The 16,311-nt window shown below is 34.1% G+C and carries 16 protein-coding genes; 5 read left to right on the forward strand and 11 right to left on the reverse strand.

What is annotated here, in order from left to right:
- Nucleotides 1-174: 174 nt before the first annotated feature.
- The 6 genes from CLOLE_RS20245 to CLOLE_RS20270 all read right to left on the reverse strand — a co-directional run bounded on the left by CLOLE_RS20245 (nt 175) and on the right by CLOLE_RS20270 (nt 6,905).
- Complete coding sequence (locus CLOLE_RS20245; protein WP_013658989.1) at nt 175-672, reverse strand: flavin reductase; 498 nt, start codon at nt 670-672, stop codon at nt 175-177.
- A 52-nt stretch (nt 673-724) separates the two neighbouring features.
- Nucleotides 725-1,375 carry an HAD family hydrolase gene (locus CLOLE_RS20250; protein WP_013658990.1) on the reverse strand — a complete coding sequence of 217 codons (651 nt, stop codon included), beginning with the start codon at nt 1,373-1,375 and terminating at the stop codon, nt 725-727.
- 363 nt (nt 1,376-1,738) lie between these two features.
- Nucleotides 1,739-4,384 carry an ABC transporter permease gene (locus tag CLOLE_RS20255; RefSeq protein ID WP_013658991.1) on the reverse strand — a complete coding sequence of 882 codons (2,646 nt, stop codon included), beginning with the start codon at nt 4,382-4,384 and terminating at the stop codon, nt 1,739-1,741.
- Nucleotides 4,381-5,064 carry an ABC transporter ATP-binding protein gene (locus CLOLE_RS20260; protein WP_013658992.1) on the reverse strand — a complete coding sequence of 228 codons (684 nt, stop codon included), beginning with the start codon at nt 5,062-5,064 and terminating at the stop codon, nt 4,381-4,383. Before CLOLE_RS20260 ends, CLOLE_RS20255 begins: the two co-directional genes overlap by 4 nt.
- Before the next feature lie 164 nt (nt 5,065-5,228).
- Nucleotides 5,229-6,227, reverse strand: a complete 999-nt coding sequence (locus CLOLE_RS20265; protein ID WP_013658993.1) for a sensor histidine kinase — start codon at nt 6,225-6,227, stop codon at nt 5,229-5,231.
- The gene (locus CLOLE_RS20270; protein ID WP_013658994.1) at nt 6,228-6,905 is read right to left on the reverse strand and encodes a response regulator transcription factor; all 678 of its coding nucleotides are present in this window, start codon (nt 6,903-6,905) and stop codon (nt 6,228-6,230) included.
- Nucleotides 6,906-7,239: 334 nt separating this feature from the next.
- Here CLOLE_RS20270 and CLOLE_RS20275 point away from each other — a divergent pair, with 334 nt between their 5' ends.
- Nucleotides 7,240-7,989 (forward strand): acyl-[acyl-carrier-protein] thioesterase, encoded by a 750-nt coding sequence (locus tag CLOLE_RS20275; protein WP_013658995.1) that lies wholly within the window; start codon nt 7,240-7,242, stop codon nt 7,987-7,989.
- A 290-nt stretch (nt 7,990-8,279) separates the two neighbouring features.
- Here the strand turns inward: CLOLE_RS20275 and CLOLE_RS20280 are convergent, their stop codons facing one another.
- The 5 genes from CLOLE_RS20280 to CLOLE_RS20300 all read right to left on the reverse strand — a co-directional run bounded on the left by CLOLE_RS20280 (nt 8,280) and on the right by CLOLE_RS20300 (nt 11,870).
- Nucleotides 8,280-9,053, reverse strand: a complete 774-nt coding sequence (locus CLOLE_RS20280) for an ABC transporter permease (protein ID WP_013658996.1) — start codon at nt 9,051-9,053, stop codon at nt 8,280-8,282.
- Nucleotides 9,050-9,916: an ABC transporter ATP-binding protein gene (locus CLOLE_RS20285; RefSeq protein ID WP_013658997.1), complete on the reverse strand. Its 867-nt coding sequence runs from the start codon at nt 9,914-9,916 to the stop codon at nt 9,050-9,052. Before CLOLE_RS20285 ends, CLOLE_RS20280 begins: the two co-directional genes overlap by 4 nt.
- Entirely contained in the window at nt 9,892-10,623 is a 732-nt protein-coding gene (locus tag CLOLE_RS20290; RefSeq protein ID WP_013658998.1) for a hypothetical protein, read from the reverse strand. The genes CLOLE_RS20285 and CLOLE_RS20290 overlap by 25 nt, the downstream gene beginning before the upstream one ends.
- Complete coding sequence (locus CLOLE_RS20295; RefSeq protein WP_013658999.1) at nt 10,616-11,077, reverse strand: RNA polymerase sigma factor; 462 nt, start codon at nt 11,075-11,077, stop codon at nt 10,616-10,618. Before CLOLE_RS20295 ends, CLOLE_RS20290 begins: the two co-directional genes overlap by 8 nt.
- Nucleotides 11,078-11,384: 307 nt before the next feature.
- On the reverse strand, nt 11,385-11,870 hold the full coding sequence (locus CLOLE_RS20300; protein WP_013659000.1) for a GyrI-like domain-containing protein: 486 nt from the start codon (nt 11,868-11,870) through the stop codon (nt 11,385-11,387).
- A 282-nt stretch (nt 11,871-12,152) separates the two neighbouring features.
- Here CLOLE_RS20300 and CLOLE_RS20305 point away from each other — a divergent pair, with 282 nt between their 5' ends.
- The 4 genes from CLOLE_RS20305 to CLOLE_RS20320 all read left to right on the forward strand — a co-directional run bounded on the left by CLOLE_RS20305 (nt 12,153) and on the right by CLOLE_RS20320 (nt 16,285).
- Complete coding sequence (locus CLOLE_RS20305) at nt 12,153-12,512, forward strand: YbaN family protein (RefSeq protein ID WP_013659001.1); 360 nt, start codon at nt 12,153-12,155, stop codon at nt 12,510-12,512.
- Between the two features lie 76 nt (nt 12,513-12,588).
- Complete coding sequence (locus CLOLE_RS20310) at nt 12,589-14,331, forward strand: ABC transporter ATP-binding protein/permease (protein WP_013659002.1); 1,743 nt, start codon at nt 12,589-12,591, stop codon at nt 14,329-14,331.
- Nucleotides 14,324-15,988, forward strand: a complete 1,665-nt coding sequence (gene cydC / locus CLOLE_RS20315; protein WP_013659003.1) for a thiol reductant ABC exporter subunit CydC — start codon at nt 14,324-14,326, stop codon at nt 15,986-15,988. The genes CLOLE_RS20310 and cydC overlap by 8 nt, the downstream gene beginning before the upstream one ends.
- Nucleotides 15,989-16,285, forward strand: a complete 297-nt coding sequence (locus tag CLOLE_RS20320; protein ID WP_013659004.1) for a nitrous oxide-stimulated promoter family protein — start codon at nt 15,989-15,991, stop codon at nt 16,283-16,285.
- The last annotated feature ends 26 nt before the right edge of the window (nt 16,286-16,311 follow it).

The following is a 16,311-nucleotide window of genomic DNA, read 5'->3' on the forward strand; positions in this document are numbered from 1 at the left end:
TTCCAAACCATATAAATATTTAACTTAATAAATTGCCCACGAAAAAAGAGGGCTTATTAGCCCTCGCAGTTATCCTAATATATCTTACAGTAGCGTATAAAAATAATTCGAATGAAATTCCAGTAATAAAATCCCTGGTCAAATAGCAATTTCAGCCTCTTTGCTTAGACCCTGTTATTTTTCTAATATTTTCTCGATTTCTACTACATACATTATATGATAATCTCTTTCTGGATACCACTCATCTATAATACCCTTATCAATAAAACATTCTTCTTTTAATGCTTGTGCATATAGCTTTTTGCATATTAATGTTAATCTAGCTTCATCAAAATAGGGTACATCCTCATATTGTTTTACAGTTAAGTTTGCATTAGAAATTTTATCCTCATCTCTACCTGAAACTCTTCCTAAATATCCTAGCTCTCTTCTGTAGCTATTAGGTAAAACTGAAATCGAAAGTCTATCTGCTGAATCTACAAACTCTTTTGTATAACGTTGTGGCCTAATAAAGATATAAGCTACTTTTTTATTCCACATTATACCTAATCCGCCCCATGAAGCAGTCATTGTATTTACTCTTCCGTCCTTTTCTGCAGTAATTAATAGCCAATCCTTCCCTATCATGTTAAAAGAGTTTTCATTAAAATGGTCATGTGATATCTCCTTCATAATATGTCCCTCCATTTAATATGTTGTTTAATTAATTATAGCACCTTTGCCTTTACATTTGTTCTAAATACGCCTTTACCTCTAATAAAGATGCAAACTGCTTATGTAGCAAAGGTAGAATATCCTCTGTTGGTTCAATTAAATCCGGTACCATAATAACATTAAGGCCTGCACTACTTGCTGAGCGAATTCCATTTAAGGAGTCTTCTATACAAATTGCTTCACTAGGTTCTACCCCGAGAAGCCTACAAGCCATTTGATAGATTTCAGGGTTTGGCTTACTGTGCTTTACCATATCTCCTCCTACTATTACTTCAAAATACTCTTCTATCTTTGCTTCTCTTAAATGAGAAAGTACACCTTGTTTTTTAGTAGAAGAAGCCAGGCCTATTTTATAGCCTTTTTCTTTTAAGTAAGCTAATAGTTCATGAACACCTAATTTGATAGGTAACCCATTATCTTCTATATCTTTAAAGAACAATTTACCTGCTTTTGTTCTAAAGCCTTCAAAATCAAACGTCTCACCATAGTGTTTAAGAAAAACTAACCTGGTATCTTCATAGCTTCTACCGATACAATCCTTTAATACCATATCAATTCCTTCCATAGCTTCTTCTTTTGCCACTTGACTCCAGGCCACAGAAACAAGACGCTCTGTATCAAAAAGAACACCATCCATATCAAAAACAACTGCTTTTATCATTTCTTTTTCCCTTCCTAATACTATTCATTCAAATAGCCGAATCACTATTTACTAGTGATTTAACTATCCCTCTTAATTTATGCTTTTCTAATTGGCTCACAATTTCTAGTATAGCTTAAGCTCTATTACTTTATTCAATCACAAAAATGGATAGTTGGCTATTATTTTTCTCCGAAAGTATCCCCATAACTTTCTTTAAGGAGTAAAATAATCCCCAAACTATCCACTTAACCACATCTTATTTCCTTTATTGCCTATTTGTCTTATCTCTTTGTTATTTATTACCTTACTTTTATATCTCTATTTATTACACCTTAATCACTTATACTTTTTGCTCTCATTGTGCTTAGCTTACTAGCAAGCTTATAAATTCGTATCTTTCAATCCTTCAATAATGTTCTGTCCTTTGACCTTAGCCCCAGAATAAAACATGGAAGCCCCTATAATCACGAACACCGAAATAATAACTGTTATTATGCTACCTACTGGAACGAAGAAATCAAAATCAAAGCTATTACTAAGCTGCTTATATATAACCACCATAATCATAAAACTTATAGGTAATCCATAAAGCAATGCTTTAAGACCATAGAATATACTTTCAAAGTTGATCATTTTATTGAAGCCTTTTGGTGTCATTCCTACTGACCTTAACATAGAAAATTCTCTTTTCCTAAGTGCAATGCTAGTAGAAATAGTATTAAATATATTAGCCACACTTACAAGGGTAATGAGGACAATAAAGCCATAGATAAATACTTTTATGACAGTTTGTATTTGCTGCGAAGTCTGTTTTTCTTCATAAATATTATAAATACTATAGATTGGATTTCCACTATTTTCTTGCAGTGCTTGAATATCTTTTTGTAATCCAAAAGGATCCTTTGAAGTTAAATACATTGTTGGATAGCTAGATATTTCATACCCCATATGTTCACTACTATTTTTCATAAGTGTGTTAAACACATCTTCAGATACAATTAAATTAAGGGTATTATCATTTTCTTGAATTCCCATTCCCATAGGAGACTCTTTAGCAAATCCAGCAAAAGCTATTTCTTCACCATCTAATATCTTTTCTTCGTTACTAGCTTCATCCCATTCTCGCCTGCTTAATGTAAGCTTATCATTTATAGAGGCTCGAATTACTTCCTCATCTCTATAGTTTTGCGTTTCTTTATCCTTAAATTTAGCACGATTTAATACAATAGCTGCTGGTGCTTGAGGATTATTTAATAAATTGATATCTGTTCCTACTGACTGTGCATATGCTTTTAAGGCTTCATTTTCTAATGCTATAAGATTAACATTGTAAAAATAGCCTCTTTCTTCTATCCCACCCAAAAATTCTTTTATATGACCTGGTGTCATTTCATCAGGTAAATAGGCTTCGAAGTATGCCGTTTCTAATAAGCTATACTTTTCCACCTTATCAAGACTTTTTAGCTTCTCTAGCTCCACTTTCCTTTCTACATCATTTCTATAGTTAGCTGATACACGTATATCATAGTTTGTATTTTGTACCACCATTTCCAGTGAACGATTCATATAAGCCGAAAAAGTGGCTGTTGTCAAAAAGAGTATAATACTAATAATTAACGAGAGAAGTGTTGCACGATAACGTCGCCCATTCCTTTTTAAATTCTTTAAGGCCAGTTCTCCTTCAAAACCAAACAGTCTTCTTGTAAACTTTGAGGTTTTAACTTTTTTCTTATTCATTTTAATATCAGTTGTTTGCCTAATGGCTTCAATTGCTGATATCCTAGAGGCTCTTCTAGCTGGTACATAAGTTGAAATAAAAATAGTTAAAATAGAAATAAGCACTGTGCTTATAACAGCTATGGGTGATACTACCAAATGTAAGTTTTCTTCTATGCTCATAATATTTTTAAAAATACCATTAATAGCACCAAAAGTAATACTCATCCCTAAAAAACCTGCCAAAAGACCTAGTGGAATACTAATTCCTCCAATAACAGCACCTTCAAAGAATACAGAATCTCTCTTTTGTTTCTTAGTTGCCCCTATACTTGCCAGCATACCTAAATACTGCGAACGCTCTGCTACCGAAATAGCAAACGCATTATAAATAAGGGAGACGGAACCTGCCATAATGATGATTAAAACAATGCTGACTACACCAAATAATGCAAAGATTAAACTACTATTGCTATTTACGCCATAGCAAGCTAATAACTCACTATTGGGTTCCACGATTTCTATGCCAACTTTTATACCCAGGGCTGCATTATGTTCATAGATACCCACATTTAAATTTTTTAGTAAAACGGATACTGTAACAGTAGCCTCACTCGGTATTTCATCTGGGCTAATATAAGTCATAAGCTCATACGCAGGGGACCAACTATATTCTTCTTTTGACTTCTTGGTTACACCTACAATCGTATATTCCTGTGTTTGCTGAGCTGCAAAAGTCTCCATACTTTCCCCTTCAGCATTTCTCACAAAACTATATCCTTGATTTAGGGTTCCTTCTTCCTTTTCACCTGTTTCCTCATTGATAGCATATCTTTGTCCTAAATCTAGTTTTATCTTATCTCCAACTTTATAAGATAAGCCTGTACTAGATTCTAAGTGTTCTGGAATGACTATTTCATTACTAGCCTTAGGTAAACGCCCTTCTATTAGGTTGACCGGCATTAACTCAAAGCCTTCTTGATTATAACCTTTTACAAATAAATAAGGTTTATCACTATTCTTGGTAGCTTCTAAGATAGAGTAACCTACTGGATAGCTCACTACTACTTTGTCTACATTTTCATCTTCTTGAAGAATTGCTATATCCTTTGCTTTCATATCATGATAACGCATATGCCAGTTACCATCAGAGCTTATAGCGACTCGTTTCATCAAATCCATAGCAGAACTCACAGAAACTGTTACCGCTGTAACCATTGCTACGGAGATAATGGCTCCTATAATAGTTACTAAAGTTCTTCTTTTATTCATCTTTAACTGTCTAAGCGTTAGCTTATTTACAATATTCATCGACGAATCACCTCGTCTTTAGCTAGCTTACCATCTTCAATGGATATAATTCGGTCTGCTTGAAGAGCAATACGTTCGTCATGAGTAATCATAATAAGTGTCTGATTATACTCCTTGTTAAACATCTTTAAGAGTTCTACAATTTCCATTCCATTTTTACTATCTAAATTACCCGTTGGCTCATCTGCTAAAATCAAAGCCGGGTTATTAATTAGCGCTCGTCCGATGGACACCCTTTGTTGTTGTCCTCCAGAAAGCTGATTAGGTAAATGATTCACTCTTTCAATTAAATTAAGCGTGTTTAAAAGATCATTTAAATGTCTTTGATCCACTTTTTGCTGATCTAACAGTAAAGGAAGTGTCATATTCTCCTCTACATTAAGTACAGGAATTAAATTATAAAACTGATAAATTAGGCCTAATTGCCTTCTTCTAAAAATAGCTAATTTGTTTTCATCTAACTGGTAAATATCTGTTCCATCCACAAATACCTTACCACTTGTTGGTCTATCTACACCTCCTAAAAGATGTAGTAAAGTAGACTTTCCCGAACCTGAAGCACCGATGATAGCTACAAACTCTCCTGTCTCTACTGAAAATGATATATTATCAAGGGCCTTTACTGCTGTCTCGCCACTGCCATATACTTTTGATAGGTTTTCTATTCGTAAGATCTCCATTTTCATCCTCCTCTTAGGTTATACTCCTATACTATTCTCTCTGGATTACATCCTTGTGATTGTATTATGACAGTTCTGTCATCATTACATAACTAATGAAGAATTAAGAATGAATAATGAAAAATTAGTCTTTAAACCTATATAGCAAAATAGTTCAATTTTCTTTATATAACTTTCTTGTAAAATCTAATTCTAAAGCTTGTTCCCTTACCTTTTTCACTTTTCACAGTAATATCTCCATTTTGTCCAAGTACAATACTACGTGCCATGGCTAGTCCAATGCCCACACTTTCACTGCTGGCATTCTTCCCTCTATAAAATCGCTTGAAAATATTCGGTATATCTTCTGAATCTATACCCTCTCCATTATCCACAATCACTACTTCTGTGTACAGTGGGTTTTCCACAGTGTGCACATGAATTTCCCCACCTACAGGTGTATGTTCCATGCAATTCTTAATGATATTAACAACAGCTTCAGCACTCCAATTAAAATCACCTACGAAGTGTACTTCATCTCCCTCTACTACTAAGCTTTGTTCTTTTAGCTCCATAGGTATCAAAAGTGGTTGAACGGCTTTATTAATTAAGGCTTTTACCTCTACAGGTTCTTTCTTGAACTTAATTGTTCCTGCATCTATCTTTGAAAGCTTTAGAAGCGAACTTACTAGCCATTCAATTCTCTCTAGTTGCAGTCTAATCCTTCTTGTAAACTCTAACCTTTTATCATCTGCCAAGTCAGGGCTTGCTAGTAGCTCTGTCATCATAATCATAGAGGTAAGAGGTGTTTTTAATTGGTGAGATATGTCTGATATGGCATCTGCTAAATAAACCTTATCCTTCTTTAATAGCTCAGACTGCTCTGATAGCCTTAAAGTAACTTTATAAATTTCATTTTTTAATATACTTAACTCACCTTCTTGATTATCTCTAATATCTAATGAGTATTCTCCCGAACAAATACGGTGCAAATAAGATGATAACTCATCTAATTTTTTATAACGCCTTCTATTAAAGAACCATATTAAAATGAGTAGCAGAATACTTGTTCCTAAAGCTAAAAATCCCGCACTAGTATTTAAAATAAAAGCACCTATTATATTAATAAGTGCTACTATCAACATGCCAACAAGCAGTACTCTATATTCTTTATTCCGAATCATCTATCTTCCCACCTTATAACCAATTCCTCTAATCGTCGTAATAAATGTTGGATTCCCAGGGTCATCTTCTAATTTATCTCTTAAACGTTTAATATAAACTGTTACAGTATTATCATTTACAAAGTCTCCTGCTATATCCCATATGCCCTCTAACAGCTGATTTCTAGATAAAGCCTGCCCCTCATGCGTAATGAAAGTAAGCAGCAGTCTGTATTCTAAAGCTGTCAATTGCACCTCTTTATTATTCTTATAAACCTTGGCTTCCAAGGTGTTTATTCTAATATTATTATAATTAAAAATAGCTTTTGTACTGTCTGTTTTATTATGACGGCGCAATACTGACTTAATCCTAGAAATAAGTTCTCGAATTCTAAAAGGTTTCGTTACATAGTCATCTGCGCCCATATCCAGTCCCATAACTACATTAACTTCATCATCACAAGCTGTTAAAAAAATGACTGGAATATCTCTATTCTCTTTAGCCACCTTACAAAGCTCATAACCAGAACCATCAGGAAGAGTAAGGTCTAAAAGGCATAAATCTACTACTTCGTTTTCTATATAAGCTTTCCCCTCTGCCACATTGCCGCATACTTTAACCTCATAACCTTCTTGTCCCAGTGAATACTCTATTCCCATTGCAATGGATAAATCATCTTCTACAACTAAGATTTTCATTTATTCCCCTCTTTCCCTCAATATTTAGATATCTACACCTTTAATAAATATACAAAAAGAAAGCTATACACTAATGGCCTTCTTTTGGATTTGATATCATTAAAATTTGCTCTGTATAGATATCATTATTTTATAAGGCCTATCTTTGGGCTTAGTATAACCCAACTTATATAAGTTTAAAAAGCCTTATTTTTTAATTATCGTACCTTTTGGGTCATATATACCTTTCATTTTGTTTACAAGCCAAGGTATACGGCAAGAATACAATTGATTCATTAGATTGCTTTAGATATAATTAGTCACAAAGAGATTCCATACGAAGGGGCTATTAAAAATGGATAATACATTCAGTAAAAAATATACGATAGAAATTTATGATGTTAATTCAAATTATAGATGTAAATACTCATCTCTAATGAATTATTTATGGGATGTAGTTGTTTCACAAAGTGATTCTTTAGGAGAAACAGATAATGGTCTTATCAATAATTGCGCTTGGGTTCTACTCAAATATGACTTAACCATTATCGAATATCCCAAATTTCGCGACACTATCACTGTTGAAACGGATATTGTAGGCATAAAAAAATTATATGGCTATCGAAGTTTTACAATTAAGACTTCAGAAGGTACTCTCATTGCTTCTGGTATTTCCACGGCTGTGCTTATTGACATTAATAAAAGACGCCCTGTAAGAATCTCCCCTGAACAATGCAAGCTCTATGGAATAGAAAAGGAATTAGAAGAAAACATTCCCTTAGACGATTTTATACAACTTGAAGGCTATAAATATTCAAAGGATTATCGTGCACGACATAGTGATATTGATATCAATCAACATGTAAATAATGTTAAGTATCTTGAAATGGCAGTTGATACTTTACCTAGAACTATTTTAAATGCGTCTGAAATCTCAAATATTAAAGTACTATATAAAAAAGAAGCCCTAGATGAAGCTTCTTTACACGTTTGTAGTGATGTTATAGAAAATGAGAAGGGTCACTTAACGACCCTTCATACAATAATAGATTTAACTCATGATAAATTACTTACAAAGTTAGAACTTAAATGGAGAAAAATATAGCACAAAGGTTTTAATGTATCTCTAATGTATTTACCTAAAAGGATTATAAATGAGAGTGGCAATCTTTTTCAACCTCGTCTAGCTAACAATTCTCTATATATCAACATCTCCTAGCAGATATCCATCCTCTATCTAAAAAATAGTATCTATCCACCTAAAATAACCCCCTCTTAAAGCTTGACTATATGTCATGCTTTAACAGAGGGTTATTCTACACACAAATATCAAAGATAGTTATTTATGAGCTAGAATTTACTATGTTAGGTAATAACTTGAACTATATTTTATATCTAATAGCTTTGATGGTTTTTAAAAATTTGATACGCAGCAGGAATCATTATTGAGCTAAAACCTATTGCAACAAATGGGATGAGTTGATAGGTAGCTATATGAATCCCCGCTATGGAATAGTAAAAGGATGGAGAGGCCGTAGATAAATTTGCCATCTGTATAGGGAGTAATTGAATGATGGCTCTAGCTAAATAAGCTGATTCTGGGAAATAGAGTATTCTAGTTCCTAGAATAAATAAAAAGGATACAACAATGGCGCTATATGTGGATTTAAATTTTGCTGAAAACAGCATACAAATAACTGCTGAAAATACATTTCCAATGAAAGCACAGCTAATATATATCCAAAAAGTTCTCCATTCTTCTTGGCTACTTGTTTCAAATCCCCACACCCATAAAGTCCCTATATAAGAAACTAGGAATAATACCCCAAACAAGCCTACAGCAACTGAAATACCTACTATAATTTTAGCCATAATAAGTCTACTCTTTCCATTTTTTGAAGCTAAAATAAGCTTATCTACACGCGTTGTATATTCTTCTGCAAATAGCGGGGCTATACATATACTTGTTATAAGAAATATAATGAGTATTGTTGTATCTGCAAGCCCAATAAAATAGTTTACTCCACTTATTTCTCTTGGCATCAGACTTACAAAACCGACATATCTAAAAACGGTAAGGATTATCGATAAGATAGATACTATACAAACACTTTTTTTACATAGCATTTTCTTGAATTCAAATTGCGCAAGTTCCAAAAAATTACTCATCGTGTCCCCTCCTCACTAAAATAATATAAGTATAGATCTTCAAGTGTTGCTGGAACACTTACAGCCTGTTCACAGGGCTTTGTATCTGCAACGCACCTGATAAAAGTTCCTGTGCTATCTTTTCTAATATTGATGATGGGATAGGATGTCATTAATCTTTCTGCCATTTCTTGGTCTACGGTACATTCAAATACCATATTGTGAATCACTTTGATTACCTCTTCCAAGCTTCCATTATGAATACATTCTCCATTTTTCATGACTAGAATAGTTGCAGCAATATTTTCAATATCCGATACAATATGGGTAGAAAGTAAAATAATACGATTTGCACCAAGCTGAGAAATCAAATTACGAAAACGCACGCGCTCTTTAGGATCTAATCCAGCTGTTGGCTCATCTAAAATAAGTAATTTAGGATTGTTAAGTAATGCCTGTGCAATGCCTAAACGCTGTTTCATCCCTCCCGAAAAGGTTTTAATTCTCTTTTTGGCTACTTCTTTTAAAGAGACAATTTCTAAAAGCTCCTGTACTTTTGCTTTGGCTTGCATCTTGGTCAATCCTTTTAAGCTAGCCATATACATCAAAAAATTAAAGGCTGTAAACTCTGGATAGTAGCCAAAGTCTTGAGGTAAATAGCCCAATAGATCTCTGTAGGCTTCTTCGCTTGCATGAATCCCATCCAATTTAACTTCTCCATTTGTAGGTTTTAATACCCCACACAGCATACGCATAAGTGTTGTCTTTCCAGCACCATTTGCTCCTAAAAGTCCATAAACCCCCTCATGCAATGTTAAGGAGATATGGTCAACCGCAATTTTATTTTTGTAGTGCTTAGTTAAACGGTCAATAGTAAGTTCCATTTTAATTCCTCCGTTTCTTTAATCATTTTTTTTAGTTCATATGCTATAACACCTAACAACATAATGAATACTATCCACCATATCACCTTGTAAGGGTCACCCAAAATCATGCTATATTGAGATATAACATCAGAACTCATCACACTTATAATTCCCGTAACAGTTGCACAAATAGTAAGTGTCTGCCTGGACTGCAATCGGTTTAATATAGCTAATGTCATATACGTATTCATCATAAAAGGTGTTATGAGATAAAGTGCTGTACGCAAAAATCCCATATCATTCCTCCCCCCTATTAAAAATATCGTTGCTATTAAAACGATTGCTTGAACCGTACCTAGAATTGTTAATCTAACCAATATAATCTCTGTAAAATGATGTCTACAACTCATTTCAAGTTCTACCATATTATAGGACATACTCCTTGCCAACTCAGAGATACTTAGTAATCCAAGGAAAGGAAGTATTGATGAACTAATCCATACAACTGAAAGAGATGTTTCACTCTTGTAAAACACACCTAGTACTACCACAAACAAGAGCATTGATAATAGCCAATATCTTTTTCTAATATAGCTTATTTGTGTCCTCACAAAATCAAATTGACTTGCTTTTGGAAAGGTCAGTTGTTTTAAAAACACTTCCTTTCTTGAAGGCTCTGGTGCATTAAAAGCAGTTTTTAGTTCTTTCTTTAAATTTTTATTCATAAAAATCCTCCTTCCTTAAAACAGCCCTCAATTTATCCATTGCTAAATGAAGTTTTCTATAAAGAGCAAAACGAGATATACCGAGTATGTTACTAATTTCACTCATTCCTAGCTCATTTGTAAATCGTAACAATAAAAGCTCTTGCAACTCCTTGGGTAAAGTTTCAACTACCTCCTGAAATATAATGTTTGTTTCAAACTGATATATACCTTCCTCAGTAGGCACGTCTTCATATACAAGCTGTTTCTCTAATTGTTCAAAATAGTCTATGGTTAAATGTTTGGCAATTGTGTAAAGGTATGCTAAAGGCTTTCCCCTATTTATGTAGGAAGTTTGCGCAAAATATTTGAGGAAAGCTTCCTGTGTTAAATCTTCTGCAACTTCTTTATTCTTGACTTTGAAATAGCAATATCGGTAAATCTTATCATATTGATCTTGAATTTCTATAGACATATAAATCTCCCCTCACTATGTATAACGACTATTACCCATAAAGTGTGCGGCTAGACACAAAAAAAATATTTTTTATTATATTAAATTCAATATACTGCCCCCTATGGAGCGTGGGTTGAATCATAACATACTGTTCATATAATCAAATCAAGCCAATATCTTGAAAAGTTTCTTCCATGAAATGACCACCTTCAGATAGCATATGAAAAAGCCCAAAAGTAATTTTACTTTTCGGCTTTTGTTATACATATTTTATTGGATACTTATAGAGCTTCTATAATCTCCTATTCATTAATATCACTATATACTATTCTTTTACAGGAGTTAACGTATACATTTGGAAATTACCTTTTTCAAAATCCTCTCTTGGATAAACTTCAATGGTAAACTGTCCATTTATATTAACCTTGTTCTTTTTGGCCCAAGCTTTTACATTTCTTTTGCCCCTTACCTCACCCGTTAGTTGTTCAAATGTCTCGGCATTAAATGTATCTTTAATGTACTTACCTAAAGGAATTATAAATGAGAGACAATCCTTTTCAACCTTGTCTATCTCTGTTACTCCGCATCCTGCAATATAATCAGGTGTTTTATTTAAACAAACGGCATATTCAACAACGGGTGTTTCCGCATTTTTAACACTGCCTCTATATGTTTCACCATAAATATCCCACAGCTTTCCAAGGCTGGCAAATGAAATTGGTAGACCTGATTTTTGTAAACTTAGCCCAACAACTTTAATTTCCCTATCAATTACTATTATCTCTGTACTATTTTTCTCAACAAACATCATATCGCACCATTCCTTCTCTTAATATAAATAGTTCGTAGTTGTACTTCATCTAAAAAATTAATTTATCCTTCCACTTTTTTATTATTTTAGTATTTTCAGATAATTTTGTCTATACTCTTTAATTAGAGCTATCGAAACATGTATATTGAGTTTAGTCCTTACAAATGCCCTCTTTACGATATTGATAATTATTTTCAATTTTTATTTACATGATCTTCTTTTTATATTAAGATATTCATATAATGACTATAAAGACTTCAACGAGTCCGTAATGGAGGTTCTATGCACCGATTTATTTATCTCACTATAGGTTTCATTTTTTTAGCTCTTGGCTTATTAGGGGTTGTATTCCCAATTCTCCCTACTACGCCTTTTTTATTGGCGACTTCTTTTTGCTTTGCTAAAGGTTCCGACCGCTTTCACCGTTGGTTCACTGAAACCAAAATTTATAAAAATAACTTAGAGAGCTTCGTAAACGAGAGAGCCATGACGCTTAGAACTAAAATATGCACACTTGCTTTTGCCTCAATCATGTTGCTCTTCCCTCTCATCTTTGTGGATGTATTAGCTTTTAGGCTATTTATTATTGCACTGTATATCATTAAGTACTATTACTTTATCTTTAGAATTAAAACAGTCTAAGTTAGCTATTCCATTCCTAATTTTATTTTCATTGTTTTAATACTAGAAATTTATACACAAGGAGTTTTAGAAATTTATGTTTAATCCACGACTTATTAAATTAGTCCCCAACAGTATCCACTTTATCATTCACACTGTGCTTTATCAGTGGATGGGGTTACTTTTTAATATACTTGCTACTTTTTCAACTGCCTTCTTAATAGAAGGTTTATTTTTTGACAAGCTTACTACAAGTTCACTAATCATTGCCTTTGGGCTTATTATTCTAGCTATTGTAGTTCGCTTTATTACAAATATTAAAGCTACCCGCGCTTCTTACTACGCAAGTAGTGAAGTAAAAAACAAGCTTCGTTCTCTCATTTATAACAAATTGTTAGAACTAGGTATCCACTATAACGAAGAAGTTTCAACTTCAAAGGTGGTTCAAATGGCTAGTGAAGGTGTAGAACAAATCGATATTTACTTTGGCCGCTATTTACCTCAGCTTTTTTATAGCTTATTAGCACCTATTACCTTATTTATTATCCTCTCCTTCCTTAATATCAAGGTAGCTTTTATTTTATTAGTCTGTGTACCACTGATTCCTATATCAATTATTGCGGTTAACAAGTTTGCTAAAAAACTCTTTCATAAATACTGGGCCTCTTATACTGGGCTAGGAGATCATTTCTTAGATAACTTAGAAGGTCTTACAACGCTTAAAGTCTATGAAGCTGATGAGCACTACAATGAAGTGATGAATACAGATGCTGAACACTTTAGAAAAATCACTATGAAAGTACTCACTATGCAGCTTAATTCCATCACACTGATGGACCTTATTGCCTATGGTGGTGCAGCTATTGGTATTATCTGTAGTCTCATTGCTTTTGGAAATGGAAGCATTAGCTTAAGTGAAACCATTATCTTCTTACTTTTAACAAGTGAATTCTTCATTCCACTTCGTCTATTAGGTTCTTTCTTCCACGTAGCAATGAACGGAATGGCAGCTGCTAAAAATATATTCGCTCTTATTGATATTGAATCTAAGGATGAAATAGCTACTACTCAGGCGTTTAAAAATGGAGATATTCAAATCTCAAATGTTAACTTTAGCTATGATGAAGACCGTCAGATTTTAAAAGACATCTCTATGTCTATTAAGCAAAGTAGCTTTGTATCTATTGTAGGAGAATCAGGCTGTGGTAAATCTACTATTGTTTCTCTTCTTATGGGATTTAATAAATGCTTTGAGGGCCACATAAGCATTGACGGGGTGCCACTGGGTAGCATTGATTCAAAATCATTTATGGAGAATGTATGTATTGTTAAGCATCAAAACTATCTTTTTAAAGGTAGCATTAGACACAATCTCCTCATGGGAAATAAAAATGCAACAGATGAAGCGTTATTAGAAGCCTTAAAACAAGTGAACCTCTATGACTTTGTTATGTCAGAAGGCGGTCTTGACTTTATGCTAACTGAAGGGGCTTCTAATCTTTCAGGTGGACAAGCACAACGATTAGCTTTAGCCCGTGCTTTACTCCATGATGCCTCTATTTATATCTTTGACGAAGCAACTTCAAATATTGATGTTGAAAGTGAAGGCATTATTTATAACATCATTAAAACATTAGCTACAACTAAAACTGTTATTTTAATTTCTCATCGCCTTGCTAATGTTGTAGAAAGTGATACCATCTTTGTCTTAGACAAAGGAAAACTCGTAGAACAAGGAACTCATGAAGAGCTCTTAGCTCATGGCAAAACTTATTCTAACCTCTATATGAGTCAACAAAATCTAGAAAATATATTTGAAGGAGGACATCAAAATGCCTAAAAGCGGCCTTACTATCATGCGCAAACTCCTTAAGTTAATTTCTCCCTTTACTCTTATTATGATGATTACCATCACCATGGGTGTGCTCGGCTTTTTAGCTGCTATTGGGATTACTGTTTTTGGAGCATTTGGTATTTTAGCGACCCTCGATATACCACTTCTTCCATTCTTTACTGAAATGAAAGCAATCTATATTAGCTTAGCTATCTTTGCTATTATGCGTGGTGTTTTAAGATATATGGAGCAATCGAGTGGCCACTACATTGCCTTTAAACTCTTAGCCTTCATAAGAGATAAAGTGTTTAAATCTCTTAGAAGATTAGCTCCAAGTAAATTAGATCATAAAGATAACGGGCAACTCATTGCCCTTATTACTTCAGATATTGAGCTGTTAGAGGTATTCTATGCTCATACTATTGCGCCTATTGCCATTGCCATCATTACTTGCCTTATTATGCTAGGTATTATTGGTTACTACTCACCTCTCATGGCACTTGTTGCTTTCTTTGCTTATATTACTATTGGGGCAATCATCCCTTATTTTACAGCAAAAAGTGCTCGTGAAGATGGTAGGGTTTATCGTGAAAATGTAGGGGAACTTAATCAATACTTCCTTGAATCCTTACGAGGCATGAGAGAAATCATCCTCTTTGATCAAGGTGCTGCTCGTCATGAAGCTATTCAAGCAAAAAGTATTAAAGCCGATGAAAGCACTAAGAAAATCAAGGCTCATGAAGGTATTACCAAAGCCATTACAGAAACAGCACTTTTAAGCTTCTCTGCATTGATGCTTTTAGTAGGTATCTTGCTTTGCCAAAATGGTTCACTTTCTTTTGGCGGCTTCCTCATTGCTTTAGTTTGCCTTATGAGCTCCTATGGACCAGTTGTAGCTTTAAGTAATCTCTCTAATAATCTTCTTCAAACTTTAGCTAGTGGTGAGCGTGTCCTATCACTCTTGGAAGAAAAACCAGATACCCCAGAAATTACTGTTGGCCATGAAGTTACAGATACAGGTATCGAAGTAGAAAATGTCTCCTTTGCCTACCAAAGTACCCCTATTTTAAAAGACCTTTCTATTTCCATTAAAAAAGGTGAAATCATTGGCATATCTGGTAAAAGTGGCTGTGGTAAATCAACTCTCCTTAAGCTTATTATGCATTTCCATGAGACTAGGGAAGGTCAGATTTCAATAGGGCGTCATAATGTGAATCAAGTGATGACTTCTAGCCTCCGTCAAAATATGGCTTATGTTACACAAGATACTTATCTCTTTGATTCAACTCTTGAGGAAAATCTTCGCATTGCCAAACGTAATGCTACAATGGAGGAACTCATTGAAGCTTGTAAAAAAGCTAATCTCTATGACTTCATTGTTTCTTTACCAAATGGGTTTAAAAGTAAAGTAGGTGAACTAGGCGATAGCCTCTCTGGTGGAGAACGTCAACGATTAGGAATTGCTAGAGCTTTCTTACATGACAGCCCAGTCATCCTTCTAGATGAACCAACCAGTAACTTAGATAGTTTAAATGAAAGCATTATCTTAAATGCTTTAAAAGCACATAGTGAAGACAAAACCATTATCTTAGTTAGTCATAGAGCATCTACTATGAGTATTGCCGACCGTATCTACTACATGCAGGAAGGAAGAGCCTCTTAAATGTCTCGTATTGAACAAGAAAAGCGAGTCGTAACAGCTATGATTGGTGTTTACTGCCGTAAAAAACACAAATCTAGAACCCTATGTCCAGACTGTGAAGCACTTAATGCTTATGCCAGGAAGAGGTTAAGCTGCTGCAAATATGGTGAAAACAAAAGCTTCTGTAGCGCCTGCAAAACCCATTGTTATGCGCCACAACACAAAGACAAAATTAAAGAAGTTATGCGCTTTAGCGGCCCTTGGATGCTTCTTTATCATCCTATTATGGCCATTAAACATCTGCTAACCACTCACTAAAAAAGATACCAGAAAAGAGAACTTTC

The sequence above is a fragment of the Cellulosilyticum lentocellum DSM 5427 genome (assembly GCF_000178835.2).
Lineage (GTDB): Bacteria > Bacillota > Clostridia > Lachnospirales > Cellulosilyticaceae > Cellulosilyticum > Cellulosilyticum lentocellum.

Coding starts and splice junctions, on each gene's coding strand:
- CLOLE_RS20245 (WP_013658989.1), bottom strand. CDS start 672: ATGAAGGAGATATCACATGACCATTTTAATGAAAACTCTTTTAACATG.
- CLOLE_RS20250 (WP_013658990.1), bottom strand. CDS start 1,375: ATGATAAAAGCAGTTGTTTTTGATATGGATGGTGTTCTTTTTGATACA.
- CLOLE_RS20255 (WP_013658991.1), bottom strand. CDS start 4,384: ATGAATATTGTAAATAAGCTAACGCTTAGACAGTTAAAGATGAATAAA.
- CLOLE_RS20260 (WP_013658992.1), bottom strand. CDS start 5,064: ATGGAGATCTTACGAATAGAAAACCTATCAAAAGTATATGGCAGTGGC.
- CLOLE_RS20265 (WP_013658993.1), bottom strand. CDS start 6,227: ATGATTCGGAATAAAGAATATAGAGTACTGCTTGTTGGCATGTTGATA.
- CLOLE_RS20270 (WP_013658994.1), bottom strand. CDS start 6,905: ATGAAAATCTTAGTTGTAGAAGATGATTTATCCATTGCAATGGGAATA.
- CLOLE_RS20275 (WP_013658995.1), top strand. CDS start 7,240: ATGGATAATACATTCAGTAAAAAATATACGATAGAAATTTATGATGTT.
- CLOLE_RS20280 (WP_013658996.1), bottom strand. CDS start 9,053: ATGAGTAATTTTTTGGAACTTGCGCAATTTGAATTCAAGAAAATGCTA.
- CLOLE_RS20285 (WP_013658997.1), bottom strand. CDS start 9,916: ATGGAACTTACTATTGACCGTTTAACTAAGCACTACAAAAATAAAATT.
- CLOLE_RS20290 (WP_013658998.1), bottom strand. CDS start 10,623: ATGAATAAAAATTTAAAGAAAGAACTAAAAACTGCTTTTAATGCACCA.
- CLOLE_RS20295 (WP_013658999.1), bottom strand. CDS start 11,077: ATGTCTATAGAAATTCAAGATCAATATGATAAGATTTACCGATATTGC.
- CLOLE_RS20300 (WP_013659000.1), bottom strand. CDS start 11,870: ATGATGTTTGTTGAGAAAAATAGTACAGAGATAATAGTAATTGATAGG.
- CLOLE_RS20305 (WP_013659001.1), top strand. CDS start 12,153: ATGCACCGATTTATTTATCTCACTATAGGTTTCATTTTTTTAGCTCTT.
- CLOLE_RS20310 (WP_013659002.1), top strand. CDS start 12,589: ATGTTTAATCCACGACTTATTAAATTAGTCCCCAACAGTATCCACTTT.
- cydC (WP_013659003.1), top strand. CDS start 14,324: ATGCCTAAAAGCGGCCTTACTATCATGCGCAAACTCCTTAAGTTAATT.
- CLOLE_RS20320 (WP_013659004.1), top strand. CDS start 15,989: ATGTCTCGTATTGAACAAGAAAAGCGAGTCGTAACAGCTATGATTGGT.